The 15,589-nt window shown below is 73.7% G+C and carries 16 protein-coding genes and 1 pseudogene; 5 read left to right on the forward strand and 12 right to left on the reverse strand.

What is annotated here, in order from left to right:
• Positions 1–654, reverse strand: coding sequence for an AIM24 family protein (locus AB0C21_RS19245; protein WP_500205687.1), 654 nt, complete (start codon positions 652–654; stop codon positions 1–3).
• Positions 654–1,292 (reverse strand): AIM24 family protein, encoded by a 639-nt coding sequence (locus AB0C21_RS19250; RefSeq protein ID WP_235036646.1) that lies wholly within the window; start codon positions 1,290–1,292, stop codon positions 654–656. The genes AB0C21_RS19245 and AB0C21_RS19250 overlap by 1 nt, the downstream gene beginning before the upstream one ends.
• 67 nt (positions 1,293–1,359) lie before the next feature.
• Here AB0C21_RS19250 and AB0C21_RS19255 point away from each other — a divergent pair, with 67 nt between their 5' ends.
• Together AB0C21_RS19255 and AB0C21_RS19260 are read left to right on the forward strand one after the other, a co-directional pair.
• Positions 1,360–1,752, forward strand: a complete 393-nt coding sequence (locus AB0C21_RS19255) for an ABC transporter permease (protein ID WP_149258189.1) — start codon at positions 1,360–1,362, stop codon at positions 1,750–1,752.
• A 94-nt stretch (positions 1,753–1,846) separates the two neighbouring features.
• Complete coding sequence (locus AB0C21_RS19260; RefSeq protein ID WP_500205689.1) at positions 1,847–2,995, forward strand: EAL domain-containing protein; 1,149 nt, start codon at positions 1,847–1,849, stop codon at positions 2,993–2,995.
• A gap of 16 nt (positions 2,996–3,011) precedes the next feature.
• Here the strand turns inward: AB0C21_RS19260 and AB0C21_RS19265 are convergent, their stop codons facing one another.
• Together AB0C21_RS19265 and AB0C21_RS19270 are read right to left on the reverse strand one after the other, a co-directional pair.
• Positions 3,012–3,752: a response regulator gene (locus AB0C21_RS19265; RefSeq protein ID WP_500205691.1), complete on the reverse strand. Its 741-nt coding sequence runs from the start codon at positions 3,750–3,752 to the stop codon at positions 3,012–3,014.
• Positions 3,749–4,924 (reverse strand): sensor histidine kinase, encoded by a 1,176-nt coding sequence (locus tag AB0C21_RS19270; protein ID WP_500205692.1) that lies wholly within the window; start codon positions 4,922–4,924, stop codon positions 3,749–3,751. Before AB0C21_RS19270 ends, AB0C21_RS19265 begins: the two co-directional genes overlap by 4 nt.
• 124 nt (positions 4,925–5,048) lie before the next feature.
• Here AB0C21_RS19270 and AB0C21_RS19275 point away from each other — a divergent pair, with 124 nt between their 5' ends.
• The 3 genes and pseudogenes from AB0C21_RS19275 to AB0C21_RS19285 form a co-directional block, all read left to right on the forward strand.
• Positions 5,049–5,654 carry a hypothetical protein gene (locus AB0C21_RS19275; RefSeq protein WP_500205694.1) on the forward strand — a complete coding sequence of 202 codons (606 nt, stop codon included), beginning with the start codon at positions 5,049–5,051 and terminating at the stop codon, positions 5,652–5,654.
• A 305-nt stretch (positions 5,655–5,959) separates the two neighbouring features.
• Positions 5,960–7,420, forward strand: coding sequence for a hypothetical protein (locus AB0C21_RS19280; protein ID WP_500205696.1), 1,461 nt, complete (start codon positions 5,960–5,962; stop codon positions 7,418–7,420).
• A 240-nt stretch (positions 7,421–7,660) separates the two neighbouring features.
• A pseudogene (locus AB0C21_RS19285) lies at positions 7,661–8,122 on the forward strand (tetratricopeptide repeat protein); the annotation flags it as partial.
• 702 nt (positions 8,123–8,824) lie between these two features.
• Here AB0C21_RS19285 and AB0C21_RS19290 read toward each other — a convergent pair.
• The 8 genes from AB0C21_RS19290 to AB0C21_RS19325 are packed head-to-tail and all read right to left on the reverse strand — an operon-like array spanning position 8,825 to position 15,529.
• Entirely contained in the window at positions 8,825–9,202 is a 378-nt protein-coding gene (locus AB0C21_RS19290) for a metal-sulfur cluster assembly factor (RefSeq protein WP_149258183.1), read from the reverse strand.
• Positions 9,199–9,657, reverse strand: a complete 459-nt coding sequence (gene sufU, locus AB0C21_RS19295) for a Fe-S cluster assembly sulfur transfer protein SufU (protein WP_149258182.1) — start codon at positions 9,655–9,657, stop codon at positions 9,199–9,201. The genes AB0C21_RS19290 and sufU overlap by 4 nt, the downstream gene beginning before the upstream one ends.
• 54 nt (positions 9,658–9,711) lie before the next feature.
• Positions 9,712–11,040, reverse strand: a complete 1,329-nt coding sequence (locus tag AB0C21_RS19300; protein WP_500205698.1) for a cysteine desulfurase — start codon at positions 11,038–11,040, stop codon at positions 9,712–9,714.
• Entirely contained in the window at positions 11,037–11,801 is a 765-nt protein-coding gene (gene sufC, locus AB0C21_RS19305) for a Fe-S cluster assembly ATPase SufC (RefSeq protein WP_149258180.1), read from the reverse strand. The genes AB0C21_RS19300 and sufC overlap by 4 nt, the downstream gene beginning before the upstream one ends.
• Positions 11,802–11,827: 26 nt before the next feature.
• The gene (locus AB0C21_RS19310; RefSeq protein WP_149258179.1) at positions 11,828–12,145 is read right to left on the reverse strand and encodes a non-heme iron oxygenase ferredoxin subunit; all 318 of its coding nucleotides are present in this window, start codon (positions 12,143–12,145) and stop codon (positions 11,828–11,830) included.
• Positions 12,142–13,278: a Fe-S cluster assembly protein SufD gene (gene sufD, locus AB0C21_RS19315; RefSeq protein WP_500205700.1), complete on the reverse strand. Its 1,137-nt coding sequence runs from the start codon at positions 13,276–13,278 to the stop codon at positions 12,142–12,144. Before sufD ends, AB0C21_RS19310 begins: the two co-directional genes overlap by 4 nt.
• Positions 13,278–14,690 carry a Fe-S cluster assembly protein SufB gene (gene sufB, locus AB0C21_RS19320; protein ID WP_149258177.1) on the reverse strand — a complete coding sequence of 471 codons (1,413 nt, stop codon included), beginning with the start codon at positions 14,688–14,690 and terminating at the stop codon, positions 13,278–13,280. The genes sufD and sufB overlap by 1 nt, the downstream gene beginning before the upstream one ends.
• A complete protein-coding gene (locus AB0C21_RS19325) occupies positions 14,687–15,529 on the reverse strand; it encodes a helix-turn-helix transcriptional regulator (protein WP_268843218.1) in 843 nt (280 codons plus the stop codon). Before AB0C21_RS19325 ends, sufB begins: the two co-directional genes overlap by 4 nt.
• Between the last annotated feature and the right edge of the window lie 60 nt (positions 15,530–15,589).

The raw sequence follows: 15,589 nt of genomic DNA on the forward strand, positions 1-15,589 counted from the left end.
TCAGATCTTCCTCTCGCTGGCCTGGACGTAGACGACGCCGGAGCCGCTCAGCTCCAGCTGGAAGCCCTCGCCGGAGCCGCGCCCGATCAGGTCGCGCAGCCCCACCGCCGTGGTGAGCTTGTTCTGCACCTGGCCGCGGTGGGCCACGTACGCCTGGGGGTCGACGTGGACGGGGCGCTGCGGGGTGATCGGCAGCTCCATCACGCCGCCGTGCGACAGCAGGGCGCACGCGCCGTGCCCGGTGAGCGTCGTGGTGAACAGGCCCTGCCCGGTGACCGCGCCGCGCACGATGCCGCGCACTCCGCCCTGCTCGCCCATGAACATGGTCCCGACCTGCAGGGTCGCGTCGTGCACCAGCAGCCGGTCGGCCTCGGCGTACAGGGTGTCGGCGCCGTTCAGCTCGACGACGGACACGTGCAGCCCGCCGTGGCCGAACATGACGCTGCCCTGGCCGGTCACGTGCATCATCGCGCTGTGCTCGCCGGCGACGGCGCGCCCGAGCGCGCCGCCGATGCCCTGCCCCGCCGTGGTGGACGGGGCGAACGACACCGGGCCGGTGTAGGCCAGCATGGCCCCGCGCTTGCTGTAGACCTCCTGCCCGGGCCCGATCTGGACCTGGAGCATCTTGGAGTTGATCGACTGGTAGCCGGGCATCAGATCTCCAGAATCCCGCCGCGTTCGGCCGGCTGGACGTAGACCAGCCCGTGCCCCTGGTACCGGAACTGCACGCTCTCCCCCGATCCCTGGCCGATCACCGTCCGCCAGTTGACGTCGGTGACCACGTCCTGCTGCAGCTGCCCGTGATGGCAGACGTAGGCGTGCGGGTCGACGCACAGCGGCGTCTGCGGCGTCACCTCCAGCGCGATGGCCGGGCCCTGCGAGAGGATCGCGACCGTCCCGTGCCCGTCGACCTTGGTGGTGGCGAGGCCCTGGCCCGTGCCCATCCCCCGCAGCCCCACGAACTGGACGCCCGTCTGGAGGCTCCCGTCGAGCGCCAGCAGGCTCTCCGACTCCACGAACAGGGTGTCGCCGGTGAGCTGGACGAGGGTCACCTCCGTCGCCTCGCTCGCCAGGTAGACCGTCCCCTGCCCGGTGATCTCCATGAGGGTCATGCCCTCGCCGGCGATCCTGCGCTTGAGGGCGCCCCGCAGCCCCTCGCCGCCCGTCATGCCCTGCCGCTTGAACGACATCTGGCCCTCGTAGGCCACCATCGAGCCGTTCAGCGCCCGGATCGTCTCGCCGCCGAGGTCGACGGCGAGCATCTTCGAGCCGTTCATTCGAAATTGCGCCACGAAGCGGAAAGATACAGCCCGGCGCGTTGCCGGTCCCCCGCGTGCGCCGATCCGCAAGGATGAGCACATGTGGATCGCTCCCGAACGCCGCAGTCTCAGCCGGTGGGCCGTCCCAGGGCTCGTCCTGGGCGCCGGTGTGGTGGTCGGGGCCGTGCTGGCCGCCGACGGGCGGTCGGGCACGGCCCTCATCGCACTGGCCGCACTGGCCGGGTACGCGGCGTATCTCGCCTACCGGCGCAACGAGCCGGCGCTGCCGCTCAGCGAGGGGTTCGGGTCGGGCACCCGGGCCCGTGCGCACCTGCGGGCCGCCGCGATGACCGGCGACGTGCTGACCGTCGCGGTCGTCGGCGGCCTCGTGGTGCAGGCGCTGCGCGGCGCCGACATCACCGCCTACGTGTGGCTGGCGGCCGTCGCCGGCGTGACGTACCTGCTGTCGGCCGTGGCCGGCCGCGGGCTGTGACCGGACGCCGGGCGGCCGCGTGACCTCGGGAACTGTGGGTTAACTTCTCCCGACAAGTCTGGTTTGGCCGGGCCGCGGGCGGCATGATGCGCCTGTGTCCGCCACCGACACCCTCGATGCGCTCGTCCCGGCCCGGGCTGTGTTCCATCCCGTGGTCGACCTCGGCACGGGCGCCGTCGTCGCCGTGGAGGCGCACTCCGCACCGTCCGCCCCGTCCGCCCCGTCCGGCGGACCGGTGCGGCCCGACCCGGCGTCCGGGGACGTGCGGCGCGCGGTCGAGGCGGCCCGCGCGGCCGCCGGGCTCGGCACGCCGCTGCCGATCCAGATCGGCCTGCGCGCCGAGACCCTCGCGAGCGGCGAGGACCTGCTGGCCGAGCTGCACCGCGGCCTCGGCGACACCGGACGGCGCCCGCAGGAGATCATCCTGTGCGTCGGCGGGGGCTTCCCGCCCGCGCGCCGCCCGGCCCTCGCCGCCGCGCTGTCCGCGCTGCGCCGCGCCGGCTACCTCGTCGGGCTCTCCGGCCTCGGCTCGGCGCACACGCCGCTCGACCTGCTCGTGGAAGGCGCCTCCTACCTGCTCAAGCTCGATCCCGGGCTGGCCCGGACGGCGGCCGCCGATCCGCGCCGCGCGGCGCTCGTGGCGAGCCTCGTCGAGCTTGCCCACCGGCTGGAGACGCACGTCCTGGCGCCCGGCATGGCCGCCCGCGACCAGGTGCTGCACATGCGCGAGACCGGCGTCCGGCTCGTCCAGGGGCCGGCCCTCGCCCCGCCGGAGTGGCGCCCGGGGATGCCGGTCACCATCCCGGTCACCGGGGAGGCCGCGGCGCCCGTCCGGCCCGGCGCCGGGCTGGGACCGCGCGTGTCGGAGTTCACCCTCCCCGCCGTGACGCTGCCGCGGACGGCGACCGCCGGCGAGGTGCTCAACGCGCTCACCGCCGAGACCGGCGCCACCAGCGTCGTCCTGGTGGACGAGCGGCAGCGGCCGAGCTTCACCGTGGACCGGACGCGCTTCCTGCTCCAGCTGTCGGGCGCCTACGGCCACGCCCTGCACGCGCGCCGGCCCGCCGCGCGGCTCGCCGACCCGCCGCGCCCGGTCCCGCGCACCGTGCCGGCGATCGCCGCGCTGCGGGCCGCCGGAACCGCGGACGAGCGCGTCTACGACGACCTGGTCGTGGTCGACGAGGTCGGCCGCTGCCTCGGCATCGTCCGGGTGGCCGACCTGATCCGCGCCATGTCGCGCTGAGATCGCCGCTGCGGGCCTAGTCCGCCCCGGTTGATCCCCTATGTGGATCAAGGCCGGAAAGCCCGGTGACGGCCGTCTCCTGGGCGAGGATGGCCGCCTGGACGCGGCTGGCGAGCCCGAGCTTGCCGAGGATGCGGCTCACGTGCGTCTTGGTGGTCGTCTCGGCCATGGCGAGCCGGGCGGCGATCTGCCCGTTCGACAGGCCCTCCCCGAGGCAGGCGAACACCTCGCGCTCGCGCGGCGTCAGCTCGGCCAGCCCCGGCACCTCGGCGGGCGCCGCGGGCCGGGCGGCGAAGGCCCCGATCAGCCGCCGGGTGACCTTGGGGGCGATGATGCCCTCGCCCGCCGCGACCGTCCGCACCGCCTCCACCAGCTTGTCGGCGTCGACGTCCTTGAGCAGGAACCCGGCCGCGCCCGCCCGCAGCGCGCCGAACACGTACTCGTCCATGTCGAACGTCGTCAGCACCAGGACGTCGGTGAACCCGGCGATCCGCCGGGTGGCGGCGATGCCGTCCAGGACGGGCATACGGACGTCCATGAGCACGACGTCGGGGCGCAGCTCGCGGGCCAGCTCCACCGCCCGCGCCCCGTCGGCGGCCTCGCCGACCACCCGGACGTCCGGCGCGGCGCCGAGGATCAGCACCAGCCCCGCCCGGACGGCGGCCTGGTCATCGGCCACCAGCACCTCGATCGGGCGGCCCGGCCCGCCGCCCACGCGGCCCTGCGCAGCGCTCGTCCCGCTCGGCTCGCCGCTCATGCCGCCCCGCTCAGCGAGTCGACGGGCAGCTCGGCGTGCACCCGCCACCGGCCGCCGTCCGGCCCGGCGTCGAACCTGCCGGCGAGCATCACGGCGCGCTCGCGCATCCCCACCAGGCCGCTGCCGGTGCCCGGCAGCCGGGAGCCGTCCGGGCCGAGCGGGCTCAGCACGTCGATCACCACGTGCCCGCCCGCGTACTCCACCCGCACGTCGGCGTACCCGGACCCGGCGTGCTTCAGCGCGTTCGTCAGCGCCTCCTGGACGATCCGGTAGGCGGCCAGCTCGACCGCCGCCGGCAGGTCCGGCTGCTCGCCGGCGACCTCCAGCCGCGCCGACAGGTCGGGCCGCGCGGTGTGCCGGACGAGCCGGTCCAGCTCCGCCAGCCGCGGCCGGGCCGCCGGGTCCTCGGCGCCGCCCTCGCGCAGCAGCCCGATCATCCGCCGCATCTCCGCCAGCCCCCGCACGCTGTTCTCCCGGATCACCTCCATGGCCCGGTTCACCTCCTCCCGGTCGAGGCCCTGCACCTTCAGGACGGCCGAGGAGTGCAGCGCGACCGCGCTCAGATGGTTGGCGATCACGTCGTGCAGCTCACGGGCCATCCGGGCGCGCTCGGCGGTCACCGCGGCCCGCCGGTCCATCTCGGCCAGCCGCGCGACCTGCTCGGCGCGCTGGCGCTCGGCCTCGGCCCGGGAGCGGTGCTCCCGGACCGCCATCGCGGTCAGCACGGGGGTCACCCACACCACCCCGGTGAGCGACGCCGCGAGCACGCCGACCGCGACGCCGCGCAGCGCGAACGCGACGGCGGCCGCCACCGCCAGGCTCGCCGCGAGCGTCGTCCCGAGCAGCCACTCGGCCGTCCGGCGCCGCCCGTACAGGCTCGCCGCGTACAGCGCGTCCCCGTAGATCATCGCGGTGGCGAGGCTCGGCCCGAACGCGACGTCGACGAAGTTGAACGGGGTCCCCAGCAGCAGCCAGGTGAGCGGCGCCGTCCGCCTCAGCGGCATCGCCGCGCACAGCCCGGCCAGCGGGACGAGCCGCACCGCGAACGGCGGGTTCCAGCTCTCGGACCAGACCGTGTGGCCGTGCGCCGCGAGCACCACGAGCCCTCCCGCGAACGCGGCCGCGGCGATCAGCGCGTCCTGGGGGGTGGTGAGACGTCGGAGGCTGTGCACGCGTCCATCTCAGCATCCCGGCCGGGGTCTCCACTTCCGCCCGGGTGAGGAGCGCCCGTACATCCTTCGGACGACCCCCGAAACCTCACCGCAGACGACGATCGGCGGCCGTCCGGAGCAGACGATGGAAACCCGCGTCGAGAAGGGATTCCACGTGCTCCTGGCGGTCATCGCCGCATGCGAGATCGGCTTCTGGGTCGTCCTCGCCGCCGGCCTCCTCGCCCGCTACGCGCTGCGCCTGCGCCGCACCGGCGCGGCGCTCCTGCTGTGCGTCCCGCTGCTCGACCTGGTCCTGCTGGCGGCGACGGTCGTCGACCTGCGCGGCGGCGCGAGCGCCGGCACCGGCCACGGGCTGGCGGCCGCCTACCTCGGCTACTCGGTCGCGTTCGGCCACAGCATGGTGCGCTGGGCGGACGAGCGCTTCGCCCACCGCTTCGCGGGCGGCCCGCCGCCCACGCGCAGCCCCAGGTACGGGGCGGCCCGCGCGCGCCACGAGTGGCGCGAGTTCGGCAAGGCGGCCCTCGCCACGGCCATCGCGTGCGGCCTGCTCCTGGCGATGATCGCGCTGGTCGGCGACGCGGACCGCACGCGGGCCCTCGACGCCTGGCTGGGACGCCTCGGATTCGTCCTGGCGGTCTGGTCGCTGTGGCCGATCACCACCACCGTCTGGCCGCCCAGGCCGCCCGGGGACGCTACCCGCGACCCCGCGGAGCACGCGCGGCAGGAGTGATCCCGGCGCCGAGATCCAGGACCCGGAGCCGCCCGCGCCCGGCGACCGGCTCCAGTGCCCACCGCACGGCCGCGTCCGGATGGTCGGGACGCTCCTTCGCGTAGGCCGCCGCCTCGCCGCCGAACGACGCGGCCCGGCGGGGCGACCGGCGCCGGATCGCTCTCGGGGAACGCATCTCTCACAGTTGCCACCGCAGAAGCGGCCCGCCCGCGGCGGCCGACCGCGGCCAGGTCGGCGGTCCCGCTTGCCCGCCGCCGCGCGGCGGTGTCCCATGGCGTTGATCGAGTGGAAGGGACCGGGACGGCATGCCGACCCAGCGCGCCTCGGCGGGGCCGTTCGGCCGGGTCTTCCAGGCGGGCCGCGACATGGTCGTGTACGAGGCCGAGGACCCGTACCGCCTCAGGGGGTGGCGGCCGCGGGGTTCCCCGCCCTCGGCGGCCGAGGCCAGGGCCCAGCCGAGCCGGCTGCTCCGCGTGTCGAGCGAGGCCGTGCCGTTCACCGGGCGCGAGGCCGAACTGGCGGGCCTGCGCGAGTGGCGCGACGGGCGGGCGGCACTGTCCGTGCGGCTCGTGCACGGGCCGGGAGGGCAGGGCAAGTCCCGCCTGGCCGCCCAGGCGGCGCGGCTCTGGAGCGCCGACGGCTGGACGGTCCTCACCGCGCTGCACCGCCACGATCCGGCCGCGCCGCCGGAGTTCGCGCCGGGCGACCTGCGCGCCGCACGGGGGCTCCTGGTCGTCGCCGACTACGCCGAACGCTGGGACGTCGCCGACCTGCTCAGGATGCTCTCCGACCTGCGCGGCGCGGAAGGGCCCAAGGTGCGGGTGCTGCTGCTGGCGCGCCCGGCCGGCACCTGGTGGCAGACCCTCGCGCACAGGCTGGACGCCGATCTCGGGCTGGAAGCCGGGGCGAGCGCCCTGGACGCCCTCGAAGCGGGCGCGCACGGCCGCGGCAGGCTGTTCGAGGAGGCGCGCGACCGGTACGCGGCGCTGCTGGACGTGCCCGGGGCGCGCCTCGTCCCGGCCCCCGAGGCGGTCATGGCGGACGACGGCTACGCGCAGGTGCTCGCGGTGCACATGGCCGCCCTCGCCGCGGTGCTCGCCCATGAGGAGGGCGCCCGGGCGCCGCGGTTGCCCGTGGAGGTCTCGATGTTCCTCCTGTCGCGCGAGCGCGTCCATTGGGAGGAGCTCCACCGCGGCCTGCTGAGCACGGGCGCGGACGTGATGGGCCAGGCCGTCTACACGGCCACCCTGACCGGCGGCCTTCCGCGTGCGGAGGCGGTCGAGGCGCTGGTCCTGGCCGAGGTGGAGTCCGTTCTGCACCCCGGTCAGATCATCAAGGACCACGCCGTCTGCTACCCGCCGCCGCCCGGGTCCGCCGGCGTCCTGCGGCCGCTGTACCCGGACCGGCTCGGCGAGGACTTCGTCGCGCTGACGACCCCGGGCCACGGCCACCCGTACCCGAGCGACCCCTGGGCCGCCGACGCGGCCGAACGCCTGCTCGGGGCGGGCGGGAAGGCGTGGACCCGCTCCGCCATGACCGTGCTCGTCGAGACCGCGCGGCGCTGGCCGCACGTCAGGGACGGGCGGCTCTACCCCCTGCTCAGTGCGCGGCCCGAACTGGCGGTCCAGGCCGGCGGCGCCGCGCTCACCGCCCTGGCCGAGCTGCCGGACCTCGATCCCGCGCTGCTGGACGCGGTGGAGGCCCTGCTGCCGGAGCGGCGAGACGTCGACCTGGACCCCGGCGTCGCCGCCATCACCCGCCGCTGAGCTGAGCAGCGGCTCGGCCGGGCGCCGCGGGAAGGAGACGGCGTGCTCGAGGACCGCGCCCTCACCCACACCAAGCTCACCGGCCGGCTGATCAAGGCCGGGCTCTACGGGGAGGCCATGGAGTCCGCGCGGGAGGCGGTCGGCGCCTACCGGCGGCTGGCGGAACAGCGTCCGGGCGAATACCTGTCCGACCTCTCCGGCGCTCTGGTCAACCTCGGCATCTGCCAGGCGCGCCTTGGCATGCGCCAGGAGGCGCTGGAGGTCACCGAGGAAGGAGTGGAGCTCGACCGGCGCCTCGCCGAGAGCGGTTCGGCCGCGAGGCTGGAGAACCTCGCCTCCTCGCTCAACAACCTGGGCAACCGCCTCGCCGAACTGGGGCACCGGGACCGCGCCTTGGAGGCCTCCTGGGAGTCGGTGCGGATCCGGCGGCGACTCGCCGAGACCGCTCCGCCCCGCTACCTCGCGAAGCTGGCCGGGGCGCTCGACAACCTGGGGAACCGCCTCGCCGCGCTCGGGGACCCCGAGGACGCCCTCGCGGCCACGGGCGAGGCGGTCGAGCTGTACCGGCGCCTCACCACCGTCGACCGCGCCGCCCATCTGGCCGACCTCGGCATCGCGCTCACCAACCTCAGCGCCCTGCTGGAGCAGACGGGGAAGGCGGAGGAGGCGCTGAAGGCAGGCGACGACGCCGTCCGCGTCCGCCGGGAGCTCGCCGAGACCAACCCGGTCGCGTTCCGCGCCGACCTGGCCGGGGCGCTGTGCACCCGGTCCGACGCCCTGGCCGCGCTCCGGCGGCACAGCGAGGCCCTGCGGGACCTCCAGGAGGGCGTGGAGCTGTTCCGATCGGCCGCGCTCGGCAACCCGGGCGCGGTCCGGCGCGACCTCGCGGCCTCCCTGTGCAAGCTCGGTGCGCGGCTGCGGGAAAGGACCGCCACGCGGACGCCGCGAGAGCCCTCGATGAGGGGGTGGAGCTGTACCGGTCGATCGCCGCGACGCAACCCGGCGCGTTCGGGGAAGAGTTCACCATGGCCCTGCGCATGCGCCTCGCCCCCCCCATCTGGACGGCGGCGCGGACGAGGAGGCGCTCCGCTGCACCGCCGAGTACGCGGAGCATCTGCTGCCTCTCGCGCGGCGGCTCCCCTGGCGGTACCGCCGCGAGCTGGACGAGACCCTGGCGACCGCCGTCCTCCTTCTCGGCCGGTCCGGGCGGCTGCGCGAGACCGTCACGATGCGGCAGCGGCTCGGCAAGGCCAGGCGCACCGGCGACCACGCCCAGGCGGTCGAGATGCTCAGGCGGGTCGCCGGGCCCGGGGACGCGTGAGGCCGCGCCCCGGACGGGGCGCGGCCTCATCGTTCACGTCGACCGGTGCCCGGTCGGCCCGGCGGACCGGCTCCGCGGAGCCGTCAGACGTTGAACCCGAGGGCGCGGAGCTGGTCGCGGCCCTCGTCGGTGATCTTGTCGGGGCCCCACGGCGGAAGCCAGACCCAGTTGATCTTGACGTCCTTGACGAGGCCCTCCAGCGCGCTGTGCGCCTGGTCCTCGATCACGTCGGTGAGCGGGCAGGCGGCGCTGGTCAGCGTCATGTCCAGGGTGGCGACCTCGTCGGACAGGTCGACGCCGTACACCAGGCCGAGGTCGACGACGTTGATACCGAGCTCGGGGTCGACGACGTCCTTGAGGGCCTCCAGGATCTCCTCCTCCTGCTCGGAGGCGGGAGCCGCGGGGACCTCGGCGTCGGTGGCCTCGGCGGCGGGCGTGTCGGTCGCGGGCGTGTCGGTCATGGTGCCTCTCCGAGTGCGCGGGCGGTCGCGTCCTTCCACGCCATCCAGGCGAGCAGGGCGCATTTGATCCGGGCGGGGTACTTCGAGACCCCGGCGAAGGCGACGGCGTCCTCCAGGACGTCCTCGTCCGGCGCGACGTCCTGGCCGCGGGACTGCATCAGCGCCAGGAACTCCTCGCCGACGGCCATCCCCTCCTTCACGGACTTGCCGATCAGCAGGTCGGACATCACCGACGCGCTCGCCTGGCTGATCGAGCAGCCCATGGCGTCGTACGACACGTCGGCGACCGTGGCGTCCTGGCCCTCGCCCTCCAGGTGGACGCGGAGCGTCACCTCGTCGCCGCACGTGGGGTTGACATGGTGCGCCTCCCCCTCGAACGGCTCCCGCAGCCCCTTGTGCAGGGGATTGCGGTAGTGGTCCAGGATGACCTCCTGGTACATCGCCTCCAACTGCATGGCGTCCCTTCCAAGCCTTTCTCGCTACAACCCGGGCACCACTCAGCGTGTTCCTCAGGCGGTGCCGAAGAACTTCTGAGCGTGCCGTACCCCGTCGGCGAGCGCGTCCACGTCGGCGAGGGTGTTGTAGAGGTAGAACGTCGCGCGGGTGGTCGCCGGGATGCCGAAGCGGCGGCAGATCGGCCACGCGCAGTGGTGGCCGACGCGCACCTCGACGCCCTGGTCGTCCAGGACCTGGCCGACGTCGTGCGGGTGGATGCCGTCGACGGTGAACGACACGGCGCCGCCGCGGGCCTCGGTGGTGCCGGGGCCGATGACGCGGACGCCGGGGATCTCGCCGAGCCGCTCCAGCGAGTAGCCGACCAGGGCCTCCTCGTGGGCGTGCACGCGGTCCATGCCGATCTCGGCGAGGTAGTCGCACGCCACGCCGAGCCCGACGGCCTGGGCGGTCATCGGGACGCCCGCCTCGAACCGCTGCGGCGGCGGCATGAACGTGGACTCCTCCATGTGGACGACCTCGATCATGGAGCCGCCGGTGATGAACGGCGGCATGGCCTCCAGCAGCTCGCCGCGGCCCCACAGCACGCCGATGCCGGTCGGGCCGAGCATCTTGTGGCCGGAGAACACCAGGAAGTCGGCGCCGAGCCGGGCCACGTCCACGGGCTGGTGCGGCACCGACTGCGCGGCGTCCAGCAGGACGAGCGCGCCGACCGCGTGGGCGCGCGCCACGATCCGCTCGATCGGCGGGACGGTGCCGAGCACGTTCGACTGGTGCGTCAGCGCGACGATCTTCGTGCGCTCGTTGACGATGCCGTCCAGGTCGTCCAGGTCGAGGCGGCCCTCGTCGGTGATGCCGAACCAGCGCAGGGTGGCGCCCGTCCGCCGGCACAGCTGCTGCCACGGGACGAGGTTGGCGTGGTGCTCCATCTCCGACACCACGACCTCGTCGCCGGGGCCCACGGCGAACCGCTCGGCCTCGGGGCCGGCGGTGGCCGCGTTGCTCATCGCGTAGGCGACCAGGTTGATGCCCTCGGTGGCGTTCTTGGTGAACACGATCTCGGCGGGCGTCGCGCCGACGAACCGGGCGATGGACGCGCGGGCGCTCTCGTAGGCCTCCGTCGCCTCCTCGGCGAGCAGGTGCGCCCCGCGGTGCGGCGCCGCGTTGTGCCGCTCGTAGAACTCCCGTTCCGCGTCCAGCACCCGGACGGGCTTCTGCGACGTCGCCCCCGAGTCGAGGTACACGAGCGGCCGCCCGCCGCGGACCGTGCGCCCCAGCAGCGGGAAGTCCTTCTTCAGCTCCTCGGGCAGAAGGCTCCCGGTTCCACTGGCGCGCTGCCCCGGTGGGGGGGCGCCCCCCCACGCCCCCCGGTTCGCTTCGCTCATAGAGACGCGCCCGCCTTCACGTACTTCTCGTACCCCTCGTTCTCCAGCTCGTCGGCCAGCTCGGGGCCGCCCTCGGCCACGACGCGGCCGCCGGCGAACACGTGCACGAAGTCGGGCTTCACGTACCGCAGGATGCGCGTGTAGTGGGTGATGAGCAGGACGCCGGTGTCGCCGGAAGCGAACCGGTTGACGCCCTCGGAGACGACCTTGAGCGCGTCGACGTCGAGGCCGGAGTCGGTCTCGTCCAGGACGGCGACCTTCGGCTTCAGCATCTCCAGCTGCAGGATCTCGTGCCGCTTCTTCTCACCGCCGGAGAAGCCCTCGTTCAGGCTGCGCTGCGCGAACGCCGGGTCGATGGACAGGGCGTCCATCGCCGCCTTCATCTCCTTGGAGAACTCGCGCAGCTTCGGGGCCTCGCCGCGCACGGCGGTGACGGCCGAGCGCAGGAAGTTGGAGACTGAGACGCCGGGCACCTCGACCGGGTACTGCATCGCCAGGAAGAGCCCGGCGCGGGCGCGCTCGTCGACCGACATGGCCAGGACGTCCTCGCCGTCCAGCGTGACGGAGCCCGAGGTCACCTCGTACTTCGGGTGGCCCGCGACCGCGTAGGCGAGGGTGGACTTGCCGGAGCCGTTCGGCCCCATGATCGCGTGGGTCTCGCCGGCCTTCACGGTCAGGTCGACCCCGCGCAGGATCTCCTTCGCGCCGTCGGAGCCGTCGCCGACGGAGACGTGGAGGTCGCGGATCTCAAGGGTGGCCATAGTGCGTACAGTCCTTCGTCGTGCGGTCAGTCGTCGCCGGCGAGCGAGACGTAGACGTCGCCGTCCTCGACCTTGACCTTGTAGGTGGCGACCGGCTGCGTGGCCGGCGGGTTGGTGGGCTTGCCGCTGCGCAGGTCGAAGCAGGACCCGTGCAGCCAGCACTCGATGGTGCCGTTGTAGACCTCGCCCTCGGAGAGCGAGACCTCGGCGTGCGAGCAGATGTCGTTCAGCGCGAACACGTCGTCGCCGCTGCGCGCGATGACGACGGGCTCGCCGTCGACCTCGGCGCCGAGCGCCCCGTCGGCGGGGACCTCGTCCAGCGCGCACACCTTCACGTAGGTCACTTCGCCGCTCCCTGGTCGAGCTCGGCCTCGATCGCCTCGCGCACCTTCTCGCGCACCTCGGCGACCTCGATGCGCTCGACGAGCTGGCCGAGGAAGCCCCGGACCACCATGCGCCGCGCCTCGTCGAAGGTGATGCCGCGCGCCTGGAGGTAGAACAGGTGCTCGTCGTCCAGCCGCCCGGACGCCGAGGCGTGCCCCGCGCCGGCGACCTCGCCGGTGAGGATCTCCAGGTTCGGCACGGAGTCGACCCGCGTGCCGTCGGTGAGCACGAGGTTGCGGTTCAGCTCGTAGGTGTCGGTGCCCTCGGCCTCGGCGCGGATGATCACGTCGCCGATCCAGACGGCGTGCGCGTCCTGGTCCTGCAGGGCGCCGCGGTAGTCGACGCGGCTGCGGCAGTGCGGGACGGCGTGGTCGACGAGGAGGCGGTGCTCCAGGTGCTGGCCGCCGTCGACGAAGTACACCCCGTACAGCTCGGCGTCGCCGCCGGGCCCCTCGTAGGCGACCGACGGGGAGATCCGCACGACGTCGCCGCCGAGCGAGACGTTGTGCGAGACGAACCGGGCGTCGCGGCCGAGCCTGGCGTGCTGGTGGGAGACGTGGACGCCGTCGTCCGCCCAGTCCTGCAGGCTGATCACCGACAGCCGGGCGCCGTCGCCGACGACGAACTCGACGTTGTCGGCGTAGGTCGCCGAGCCCCGGTGCGTCAGCACGACGGTGGCCTCGGCGAACGGCTCGAGGACGACCGTGGTGTGCCCGTAGGCGGCGGCCGAGGCGTCCTCGCCGCGCAGCCGCAGCACGGTCGGCGCTGAGGCGGCGGTCTCCTTCGGGACGGTCACGACCGTGGCCTGGGCGAAGGAGCTCCACGCCTGGGCGCTGACGCGGTCGGCGGGGACATAGGCCCTGCCGAGGCGATCGTCGTCGCGTCCGACGGTCTCGACGGTCACCTCGGGCGCCGCCTCGACCTCCACCAGGACCTTGCCGCCGTCCTCGGCGGTGCCGTTGTGCAGGCCGCGCAGGCGGCGCAGCGGGGTGAACCGCCACTCCTCCTCGCGGCCCGTGGGCACCTCGAAGTCGGCGACCTCGTAGGACGCCTTCTCGTGCAGCGTCGAGAGAGGCTTCTGCTCCAGCCCCATCAGCCGACGGCTCCTTCCATCTGCAGCTCGATGAGCCGGTTCAGCTCGAGGGCGTACTCCATGGGCAGCTCGCGCGCGATCGGCTCGACGAAGCCGCGCACGATCATCGCCATCGCCTCGTCCTCGGTGAGGCCGCGGCTCATCAGGTAGAACAGCTGCTGCTCCGACACCTTGGAGACGGTCGCCTCGTGGCCCATCTCCACGTCGTCCTCGCGGACGTCGACGTAGGGGTAGGTGTCGGACCGGCTGATCTGGTCGACGAGCAGCGCGTCGCACTTGACCGTGGACTTGCTGTGCTCGGCGCCCTCCTGGATCTGCACCAGCCCGCGGTAGGACGTGCGGCCCCCGCCGCGCGCCACCGACTTGGAGATGATGCTGCTGGAGGTGTTCGGCGCCGCGTGCACCATCTTCGCGCCGGCGTCCTGGTGCTGGTCCGCGCCCGCGAACGCGATCGACAGGGTCTCGCCCTTGGCGTGCTCGCCGAGCAGGTACACCGCCGGGTACTTCATGGTGACCTTGGAGCCGATGTTGCCGTCGACCCACTCCATGGTGGCGCCCTCGTAGGCGACGGCGCGCTTGGTCACCAGGTTGTAGACGTTGTTGGACCAGTTCTGGATCGTCGTGTACCGGACGCGGGCGTCCTTCTTCACGACGATCTCCACCACGGCGGAGTGCAGCGAGTCGGACTTGTAGATCGGCGCGGTGCAGCCCTCGACGTAGTGGACGTAGGAGCCCTCGTCGGCGATGATCAGCGTCCGCTCGAACTGGCCCATGTTCTCGGTGTTGATCCGGAAGTAGGCCTGGAGCGGGATCTCCACGTGCACGCCCGGCGGGACGTAGATGAACGAGCCGCCCGACCACACGGCGGTGTTGAGCGCGGCGAACTTGTTGTCGCCGACCGGGATCACCGAGCCGAAGTACTCCTGGAAGATCTCCGGGTGCTCGCGCAGGCCGGTGTCGGTGTCGACGAAGATGACGCCCTTCTCCTCAAGGTCCTCACGGATCTTGTGGTAGACGACCTCCGACTCGTACTGGGCGGCGACACCGGCGACGAGGCGCTGCTTCTCGGCCTCGGGGATGCCGAGCTTGTCGTAGGTGTTCTTGATGTCCTCCGGGAGCTCCTCCCAGGAGGCGGCCTGCGCCTCGGTGGAGCGCACGAAGTACTTGATGTTCTCGAAGTCGATGTCCGACAGGTCGGAGCCCCAGGTGGGCATCGGCTTCTTGCTGAACAGCCGCAGCCCCTTGAGGCGCAGGTCGAGCATCCAGTCGGGCTCGTTCTTCTTGGCCGAGATGTCGCGGACGACGTCCTCGTTCAGGCCGCGGCGCGCCGAGGCGCCGGCCTCGTCCGAGTCGGCCCAGCCGAACTTGTACTTGTCGAGCCCTTCGAGCTCCGGGTGGGCAGCCGTAGTCATAGGGAGGTCCCTCCGGACTCCTCGTCACTGGTCAGATGCTTTGCGGCGGACGCCCCCGCGTCCGCCTCGCCCCCGCCGGGGGCGGCGTGCGCGGCGCGTGCGCCGCCGTCGCCGGTCTCGCCCGGCCCGCACAGCGAGCGCGAGCTGACGTGGGTGGTGCAGATGCCGTCGCCGTGCGCGATCGTCGCGAGCCGCTGCACCGGAGTGCCGAGCAGCCGGCTGAACGCCTCGGTCTCGGCCTCGCACAGCTGCGGGAACTCCGCGGCGACGTGCGCGACCGGGCAGTGGTGCTGGCAGAGCTGCTCGCCGCCGCCCGGCTGCGGCGCCTTGGCGGCGGCCGCCGCGTAGCCGTCGCCCGACAGGGCCTCGGCGAGCGTGCGGACCCGCTGGTGGGGCGGCGCGTCCTGCACGACGGGCCGGTACCGCCGCTCCAGGTCGGCGATCTGCCGCCGGGCGAACTCGGCGACCGCGCGGTCGCCGGCCGTCTCGGCGAGGAACCGCAGGGCGCTGGTCGCCAGGTCGTCGTAGGCGTGCACGAAGGCGCTGCGCCCGGCGTCGGTGATGGCGAACCACTTGGCGGGCCGGCCCCGGCCGCGCCGGGACTGCGGGACCCGCGCCTTGCGGACCTCGATCATGCCCTCGGCCAGCAGCGCGTCCAGGTGCCGGCGGACGGCCGCCGGCGTGAGGCCGACGCGCTCGCCGAGCGTGGACGCGGTGACCGGGCCGTGTTCCAGGATCAGGCGGGCGACCCGGGCGCGGGTGTCGCGCTCGGTGCGGCCGGACGGCGCGCCGAAGGAGCGCGTAGCTGCGCCTCCGGTGCTCGTCTGATCCTCGCCCACGTTTTTCACAACATCAGTGTGCCGTAATTACTTCCCGCGAAACACCGGAATCCCGATGTC

Origin of the sequence: Spirillospora sp. NPDC049024, from assembly GCF_040649235.1 — a bacterium.
Lineage (GTDB): Bacteria > Actinomycetota > Actinomycetes > Streptosporangiales > Streptosporangiaceae > Spirillospora.

What these genes read in the sequence shown, in the direction of transcription:
- AB0C21_RS19245 (WP_500205687.1), bottom strand. Translation starts at nt 654, where the DNA reads ATGCCCGGCTACCAGTCGATCAACTCCAAGATGCTCCAGGTCCAGATC.
- AB0C21_RS19255 (WP_149258189.1), top strand. Translation starts at nt 1,360, where the DNA reads ATGTGGATCGCTCCCGAACGCCGCAGTCTCAGCCGGTGGGCCGTCCCA.
- AB0C21_RS19265 (WP_500205691.1), bottom strand. Translation starts at nt 3,752, where the DNA reads ATGAGCGGCGAGCCGAGCGGGACGAGCGCTGCGCAGGGCCGCGTGGGC.
- AB0C21_RS19275 (WP_500205694.1), top strand. Translation starts at nt 5,049, where the DNA reads ATGGAAACCCGCGTCGAGAAGGGATTCCACGTGCTCCTGGCGGTCATC.
- AB0C21_RS19280 (WP_500205696.1), top strand. Translation starts at nt 5,960, where the DNA reads ATGCCGACCCAGCGCGCCTCGGCGGGGCCGTTCGGCCGGGTCTTCCAG.
- AB0C21_RS19290 (WP_149258183.1), bottom strand. Translation starts at nt 9,202, where the DNA reads ATGACCGACACGCCCGCGACCGACACGCCCGCCGCCGAGGCCACCGAC.
- sufU (WP_149258182.1), bottom strand. Translation starts at nt 9,657, where the DNA reads ATGCAGTTGGAGGCGATGTACCAGGAGGTCATCCTGGACCACTACCGC.
- AB0C21_RS19300 (WP_500205698.1), bottom strand. Translation starts at nt 11,040, where the DNA reads ATGAGCGAAGCGAACCGGGGGGCGTGGGGGGGCGCCCCCCCACCGGGG.
- sufC (WP_149258180.1), bottom strand. Translation starts at nt 11,801, where the DNA reads ATGGCCACCCTTGAGATCCGCGACCTCCACGTCTCCGTCGGCGACGGC.
- sufD (WP_500205700.1), bottom strand. Translation starts at nt 13,278, where the DNA reads ATGGGGCTGGAGCAGAAGCCTCTCTCGACGCTGCACGAGAAGGCGTCC.
- sufB (WP_149258177.1), bottom strand. Translation starts at nt 14,690, where the DNA reads ATGACTACGGCTGCCCACCCGGAGCTCGAAGGGCTCGACAAGTACAAG.